Annotated in this window: 6 protein-coding genes; all 6 read left to right on the top strand. The window is 68.7% G+C overall.

Translation table 11 applies throughout. From position 1 onward, the window contains the following. The coding region (locus IP78_RS08990) for a glycoside hydrolase TIM-barrel-like domain-containing protein (protein ID WP_197272422.1) at window positions 1–2,246 on the top strand (2,246 nt) is incomplete at its 5' end. A gap of 89 nt (window positions 2,247–2,335) precedes the next feature. Continuing rightward, window positions 2,336–3,241 carry a DnaJ C-terminal domain-containing protein gene (locus tag IP78_RS08985; protein WP_054111350.1) on the top strand — a complete coding sequence of 302 codons (906 nt, stop codon included), beginning with the start codon at window positions 2,336–2,338 and terminating at the stop codon, window positions 3,239–3,241. Further along, on the top strand, window positions 3,241–4,398 hold the full coding sequence (locus IP78_RS08980) for a phosphoserine transaminase (protein WP_054111349.1): 1,158 nt from the start codon (window positions 3,241–3,243) through the stop codon (window positions 4,396–4,398). Before IP78_RS08985 ends, IP78_RS08980 begins: the two co-directional genes overlap by 1 nt. 181 nt (window positions 4,399–4,579) lie before the next feature. Beyond that, complete coding sequence (locus IP78_RS08975; protein WP_054111348.1) at window positions 4,580–5,212, top strand: NYN domain-containing protein; 633 nt, start codon at window positions 4,580–4,582, stop codon at window positions 5,210–5,212. Window positions 5,213–5,276: 64 nt separating this feature from the next. Continuing rightward, window positions 5,277–6,569, top strand: a complete 1,293-nt coding sequence (locus IP78_RS08970) for an adenylosuccinate synthase (protein ID WP_054111347.1) — start codon at window positions 5,277–5,279, stop codon at window positions 6,567–6,569. 122 nt (window positions 6,570–6,691) lie between these two features. Then, window positions 6,692–7,501: a two-component system response regulator gene (locus IP78_RS08965; protein WP_054111346.1), complete on the top strand. Its 810-nt coding sequence runs from the start codon at window positions 6,692–6,694 to the stop codon at window positions 7,499–7,501. The last annotated feature ends 87 nt before the right edge of the window (window positions 7,502–7,588 follow it).

The following is a 7,588-nucleotide window of genomic DNA, read 5'->3' as shown; positions in this document are numbered from 1 at the left end:
GGTCCCCGCCGCTCGGCGACTGGCGGGCGGGCGACGGCGGCGTGGATGCGGCGGCGTTCGAGGGTCCGGACGATCCGGCGTATCTGGCGAGCCAGGTGGCGGGCGGGGATGGCTTCGACTGGTTCTATGCCAGCGATGTGGACCGGGCGGCGCAGGTGCGGACGCCGATCGCCGATGCGGCGCACGGCGAGGACTGGGTCTTTCGCGTCAAGGACCTGACGGGATGGTGGGGGAACGCTCACCATGACCGGCCGGGCGGGGTGAGGGCTGCGACGTCGACGGCCTGGATTGCGGGGATGAAGCCGATCCGGCTGACGGAGTTCGGCTGTGCGGCGGTGGACCGGGGCGGCAATGCGCCGAACCTGTTCCAGGACCCGAAGTCGTCCGAGAGCTTTCTGCCGCCGTTTTCGACCGGCGCGCGGGACGACCGGATGCAACGCCGCGCGCTGGAGGCGGTGCTGGGGTGGTTCGCGGAGCCGGAGAACAATCCGGTGTCGGCGGTCTATGGCGGGCCGATGCTGGAGGCGGCGGACGCCTGGTGCTGGGACGCGCGGCCCTATCCGGCGTTTCCGGGGCTGGCGGAGGTGTGGGCCGACGCCGGGGCCTGGCGGGCCGGGCACTGGCTGAATGGACGCATGGGCGGGGAGGCGAGGGGGTTGCTGGAAGCCATCCTGCGGCGCGGTGGGCTGTCGGAGGAAGAGTATGAGGTCGGGCGGCCGGAGGGGATCGTCGCGGGCTATGTGATCGACCGGCCGATGCGGACCCGGGATGCGATTGAGCCGTTGCTGGGCGCGCTGGGGATCACGGCGGCGGAGCGGGGCGGGAAGGTTGCTCTGATCGGCGAGGAGGCCGAGGCGCTGACGTTGGCGACGGACCGGCTGGCGGTCGGGGATGAGGGCGACGGGTTGCGGCGCGAGCGCTTGCTTGAGGCGCGGCCGACGGCGGCGCGGGTGCGCTTCATCGACGAGGCGCGGGACTATCAGACCGGATCGGTCGTCGTGCGGGCGGATGGGTACGAGGACGGCGGCGGGACGGACGTCGATCTGCCGGCCGTGTGCGGCGCCGCGTTGGCCACGGCCCTGGCGGAGCGGACGCTGGGGGCGGCGGAGGATGAGCGGCTGACGGTCGCGCTGGGGCCGCTGGAGGCGTTGCGGATCGAGCCGGGCGACCGGGTCGGCGTCGAGGGGCAGGCGGGCACCTGGCGGGTCGAGCGCGTGACTCTGGACGAGACGCCGCGCGCGGCGCTGGCGCGGGTCAACAGCGTGGTCGTCGGCGAGGAGGCCGGGCCGAAGAGGCCGGGCGAGGTGGAAGGACCGGCGGGGGCACCGTTCGCGGTGGTGCTGGACCTGCCGCCGCTGCCGGGCGCGGAGGCGGATGGGCGGCCGCTGGTCGCCGTGGCGGTGGAGCCTTGGCGGCCGATGGCGGTGCATCAGGGAGAGACGGTCGAGACGCTGACGCAGCGAGCGGTGATTTCGACACCGGCGACGGTGGGGCGGCTGACGACGCCACTGGCGGCTGGGCCGGTCGGGCGCTGGGATGAGGTCAACCGGATGACGGTGGCGTTCGAAGGCGTGGCGCCTTCGTCGGGGACGCAGGCGGCCGTGATGGGCGGGGCGAACCGGCTGGCGGTGCAGACGCCGGCGGGATGGGAGATCGTGTCGTTCCGGTCCGCAGTTTTGATGGGCAACGGCGAGTGGCGGCTGTCGGGATTGCTGCGCGGGCAACAGGGGACCGAAGGCGCGACGGCTGCTGGGGCGGCCGAGGGCGGGCTGGTTGTCGTGCTGGATGAGCGGCTGGCCCGGATCGAGGTGGACGTCGGGGAACGGGGCTTGCCGAGGATCGCAAGGGTCGGGCCGCAGGGGGCGGTTCCGGGCGGTCCGGGTTTCGCGGAACTGGCTGTGACGATCGAGGGCATGCACGGGCGGCCGTGGTCGCCGACCGGGCTGGCGGTCGAAGCGGTTGCCGAGGGGCTGGCGCTGAGCTGGACGCCGCGCGTGCGTATCGGCGGGGATCGGTGGGATCTGGAGCCGGTCGAGGTGGATCCGAGGCGGTTCCGGCTGAGGGTTCTGGACGGCGCGGTGGAACGTCGCGTCATGGAGGTCGAGGGGCTGGCCGCGATCTATCCGGCGGCGGCGCTGGCGGAGGATTTTCCGGGCGGGCCCGGATCGGCCGCGCGGATCGCGGTGGCGCAGTATGGGAACGACTGGGGCTGGGGTGCAGAGGCGATCGTTCCGCTCGCGGCCTGAAAAACGCATTGAACGCCGGGCCGCATGGCTTAACTGACGAGAGACGCCGCCCGGATGCGGCGAATCTCTTCTGACGGAGCGACGACGGCGTGGCGGGCGATCCCTACAAGGAACTGGGCGTGTCCCGGGGGGCGAGCGACGCCGAGATCAAGGCCGCGTTCCGGAAGCTGGCCAAGGAACTGCATCCCGACAAGAACCGGGGCAATCCGGTCGCTGAAGAACGGTTCAAGACGGTCTCGGCCGCCTTCGACCTGCTGAGCGATCCCAAGACCAAGGCGCGCTATGACGCCGGCCAGATCGACGCCGATGGCCAGGAGCAGTACCGGGGCTTTTCCGGCGGGAGCGGACCGGGTGCGGGACCGGGCGGGTTCGGGTTTTCCCACACGGGCGGGCCGGGCGGTCGGGCGGCGTTCGACGACATCGATCTGGAGTCCATCTTCGGCAACTTCGGCCAGAGGGGGCCGCAGCGGGCGTTCGGCAAGGGCCAGGACGTTCGCGCGACGCTGGAGATCAGCCTGGAGGACTCCATCGGCGGGGCCAGCCGGAGGATCCAGTTCTCGGACGGACGGACGCTGGACGTGAACATCCCCAAGGGCGCATCGAACGGCCAGACGATCCGGCTGCGCGGGCAGGGCATGCCGGGGCGCACGGAAGCGGGTGACGCCCTGATCGAGCTGCGGGTTGCGCCCCATCCGATCTTCAAGGTCGAGGGCGCCGATGTGGTGATGGACCTGCCGGTGTCGGTGCCGGACGCCGTGCTGGGCGGCAAGGTCGAGTGTCCGACGCCGGACGGGACGGTGGCGGTGACGGTGCCCAAGGGCTCCAACTCCGGTCAGGTGCTGAGGCTGAAGGGCAAGGGGGCCTATGCCGGGGGCGCGCGCGGCGACCTGAAGGCGCGGATCATGGTGACCCTGCCCGACCGGGTCGATCCGATCCTGGAGCGGATCGCGGAGGACTGGCGAAACACCCGTCCCTACAAGCCGGGGCGAGGGTGATGGTCGCAAAACCGACAGTGAAGCCGAAGCGGCCGTGGTTCTCGGCCGGGCCAACGGCGAAGCGGCCGGGATGGTCGTCGCAAGGCCTGCCGCACGATCTGCTGGGCCGGGGTATCCGCGCGCCGGAGGTGGTGGAGCGGTTCGCTCATGCGCTGAGATTGACCAAAGTGCTGCTCGAAGTCCCCGAGGACTGGGTGCTGGCCTATCTGCCGGGGTCCGACACCGGGGCGGTCGAGGCGGCGATGTGGAACATGCTCGGCGCGCGGCCGACGCAGGTCATGGCGTTCGAGAACTTCGGCAAGCTGTGGGCGGTGGACGCCAGGGATCACCTGAAGCTGCCGGACCTGGAGCTGCTGGAAGCGCCGTGGGGTCTGCTGCCGGACCTGAACCGTGTCGATCCGACGAAGGACCTGGTGTTTCCGTGGAACGGGACGACGGCGGGGGTGAGGGTGCCGAACGCCGACTTCATCTCGAAGGATCGCGAGGGGATCGTGATCTGCGACGCGACGAGCGCCGCCTTCGCCATGCCGATCGACTATGAGCGGGTCGATGTGGTGACCTTCAGCTTCCAGAAGGCGCTGGGTGGTGAGGCCGGGATCGGCATCGCGGCCCTTGGGCCCCGGGCGGTGGCGCGGCTGGATGCCTATGAGCCGCCGAGGGCGGTGCCGAAAGTGCTGCGCCTGCGCGACGCCAAGGGCTTCGACCGGGCGCTGGCCACGGGGACCATGATCAATACCTTCAGCCTGTGGACGCTGGAGGACTGGATCGATGCGCTGGAGTGGGCGGATCGCATCGGCGGGTTGAAGGAACTGATCCGGCGCACGGATGCGAATGCGGGGGCCCTGTTCGACTGGGTCGAGCGGACCGACTGGATCGAGCCGCTGGCGGTCGATCCGGCGACGCGATCGACGACGTCGGTGTGCCTGAAGATCGTCGATCCGCGCGTGACGGCGCTGGACGAGGCGGGGCGGCAGGCGTTCGTGAAGCGAATGAAGACCCTGCTGGAGGCCGAGGGCGCGGCCTATGACGTCGAGAGCCATCGGAACGCGCCGGCGGGGCTGAGGCTGTGGTGTGGGTGCACTGTGGAGACCGAGGACGTGGTGGCCGCTACGCCTTGGCTGGAGTGGGCGTTCGAGAGGGCAGTTGCAGCACTTTAGCACGATGGGCCGAAGCCGCGACTGTCACTGCGTGTCCATATTCACTTGACGTTCATCTGTTCGCTGCTTAACTCAGCGTATCAACTTCTCTCCCGTTGGACACGCCTCTAGGGGCCTCCGGCTGGGTTATTCCGTTTTTCGATAAAGCCGTCTTATCTGGCTCTAAACCGGGTGAGACGCCATGCGTGAACCAGAGACCAAGAGGGCGATTGCCTTCTTCGATGGACAAAATCTCTTTCACTGCGCCAAAGCGGCGTTTGGCTACACCTTCCCCAACTTCGACCCTGACGCCTTAGCTCGGGCGGTTTGCGCCCGTATGGGTTGGTCGTGCGAGGGTGTGCGCTTCTATACTGGCATCCCAGATGCGGTAGACAATGCATTCTGGAACCACTTTTGGGTTGCCAAGGGAGCGCAAATGGGACGCCAAGGCGTCCGCGTTTACACGAGGCCGCTGCGGTACCGAAACAAGGTCGTGCGGCTGCCGGATGGAACAACACACTCTTACCTCGATGGCGATGAGAAGGGCATCGATGTTCGGATTGCGCTTGACGTGATCAGCCTCGCACACAAACGCGAGTTCGACGTGGCTTTGTTGTTTTGCAGAGACCAAGACCTTTCGGAGGTCGCCGACGAAATCCGAACGATCGCTCAGGAACAGAGGCGTTGGATCAAAATTGCCTCGGCCTATCCTTACAGTCCTGCTGTCAAGTCGGCGAAGGGGATCAATCGGACAGATTGGATTCAGATTGACCGGGCTGAGTACGATACCTGTCTCGACTCGCGCGACTATCGGCCCAAGCGGGAAGGTGCCTAAGCAAACGCGACATCCCTCGATTCCCCCGCTATAGCCCCTCGCGCATCCAGCGGAGACTTGTGCATTGGCGAACGTGGCGGTGGTCGGAGCCCAGTGGGGCGACGAGGGCAAGGGCAAGATCGTCGACTGGCTGTCGAACCGGGCCGACGTGGTCGTGCGGTTCCAGGGCGGGCACAACGCGGGCCATACGCTGGTCGTCGGTGACGTCACCTACAAGCTGAGCCTGCTGCCCAGTGGTGTGGTGCAGGGCAAGCCGTCGGTGATCGGCAACGGGGTCGTGGTCGATCCCTGGGCGCTGCTGGACGAGATTTCGCGGATCGAGGCGCAGGGGGTGGCGATCACGCCGGAGCTGCTGACGCTGGCGGACAATGCCTGTCTGATCCTGCCGCTGCATCGGGACCTGGATCAGGCGCGGGAAGCCGCCGCCGGGGTGACCAAGATCGGCACGACCGGGCGGGGCATCGGCCCGGCCTATGAGGACAAGGCGGGACGACGCGCGATCCGCGTCGGCGATCTGGCTGATCCGGAGGCGCTGGACGCCAAGATCCAGCGACTGCTGGCGCACCACAACGCGCTGCGGAAGGGCCTCGGGTTGGACGAGGTCGATGTGGCCGGGCTGAAGAGCCAGCTGATGGAGATCGCGCCTCGCGTGCTGGCCTTCGCCAGCCAGCCGGTGTGGCGGATGCTGGATCAGTTCCGCGCCGAGGGGCGGCGCATCCTGTTCGAGGGGGCGCAAGGGTCGCTGCTGGACGTGGACCACGGCACGTATCCGTATGTGACGTCGTCGAACACCGTGGCGGGGCAGGCGGCGGCGGGGTCGGGGCTGGGGCCGAGCGCGGTCGGGTTCGTGCTTGGGATCGTCAAGGCCTATACGACGCGGGTCGGTGAGGGGCCGTTCCCGACAGAGCTGTTCGACGACGCCGGCAAGCGCATCGCCGAGCGTGGACGTGAGTTCGGGACGGTGACGGGGCGGGCGCGGCGCTGCGGCTGGTTCGACGCTGTGCTGGTGCGCCAGTCGATCGCCATCAACGGCATCCACGGCATCGCCCTGACCAAGCTCGATGTGCTGGACGGGTTCGATGAGCTGAAGATCTGCACCGGATACCGGATCAACGGCGAGGTGTTCGACTATCTGCCTGCGGGCCTCAAGGCGCAGGCGGCGGCCGAGCCGATCTATGAGACCATCGAAGGCTGGTCCGAGAGCACGCAAGGGGCGCGGACGTGGAAGGATCTGCCGGCGAACGCCATCAAATATGTGCGGCGGATCGAGGAGTTGATCCAGGCGCCGGTGGCGATGTTGTCGACCAGCCCGGAGCGGGACGACACGATCCTGATGAGAGATCCCTTTCAGGGCTGAACCCTGAAAGGGGGGTCTGATGCGCGATCCCTTCCAGGGCTGAGCGGTTCGGGCGTTCACGCTCAACGCGGCCTTAACCGCGACGGTGTAGGCGGAACGTTCAGTTTCCGGAGCCGCCCTTCGTGTTCACCGCCGACGCCAAGACCCTGAACCGTATCGAGCCTGCGGTGCGGCGCGTGCTGATCGTCGATCCGAACGCAGCCTCGGCGCGGCTGCTGCAGGACATCATGAAGAGCCTGGGCGCGCGTGAGGTGGTGACCGAGGCGGACGAGAGCCGGGCCCTGGACCATGCCCGCGAGCTGGAACCCGGGATGATCTTCACCGAGCGGACAGGCCCGCGGCTGGACGGGGAGCAGTTCGCCCGGCGTGTGCGTCGATCCAATCTGGCCTGTCGTCGGGCCCCGATCATCATGGTGACATCGGAAGCGACCGCGTCTTCGATCAAGGGCGCGCGCGATTCCGGCATCCACGAGTTTCTGAGAAAGCCGTTCACGGCCGGCGACCTGTTCAAGCGGGTCGAGAACGTGGCGCTGAAGCCGCGCGACTGGATCGAGGCCGTCGGCTACGTCGGGCCGGATCGGCGCCGGTTCAACTCGGGCGAATATGCCGGACCGCAGAAGCGCAGCGCCGACAAGCCCAAGACGGCGGGCGAGGCCGCGGCCGCGGTGAAGGATCAGGCGCTGAGAATCCTCGCGGCCTCGCTGGCCCAGTTCGACAGCGATCCGATGCAGGCGGTGCGGGCGTCCAAGCAGCAGGCCGCGACGCTGAAGGCGCTCGCGGTCAAGACGGGCGACACCCGGCTGGCGGTCGCCGCAGCGGGCCTCGAAGGCTGCCTGGCCCAGGGGGCACCGACCAAGGCGATGCTGGCCGAGCCGATCAATGCGCTCCTGGCCCTGGCCCCGCCCGAGGCGCAGCTGGCGCGGGCGGGGTAGCGATCCTCCCCCGCGAAGCGGGGGAGGGGGACCGGCCGAAGGCCGGTGGAGGGGGCGGCCCCATACACGGTGTGCGCGGTCGCCCCC

The sequence above is a fragment of the Brevundimonas sp. AAP58 genome (genome assembly GCF_001295975.1).
In the GTDB taxonomy this organism is placed as follows: Bacteria; Pseudomonadota; Alphaproteobacteria; order Caulobacterales; family Caulobacteraceae; genus Brevundimonas.
This window is presented reverse-complemented; position numbering and strand designations above follow the sequence as displayed.

Coding starts and splice junctions, on each gene's coding strand:
- IP78_RS08975 (WP_054111348.1), top strand. CDS start 4,580: ATGCGTGAACCAGAGACCAAGAGGGCGATTGCCTTCTTCGATGGACAA.
- IP78_RS08980 (WP_054111349.1), top strand. CDS start 3,241: ATGGTCGCAAAACCGACAGTGAAGCCGAAGCGGCCGTGGTTCTCGGCC.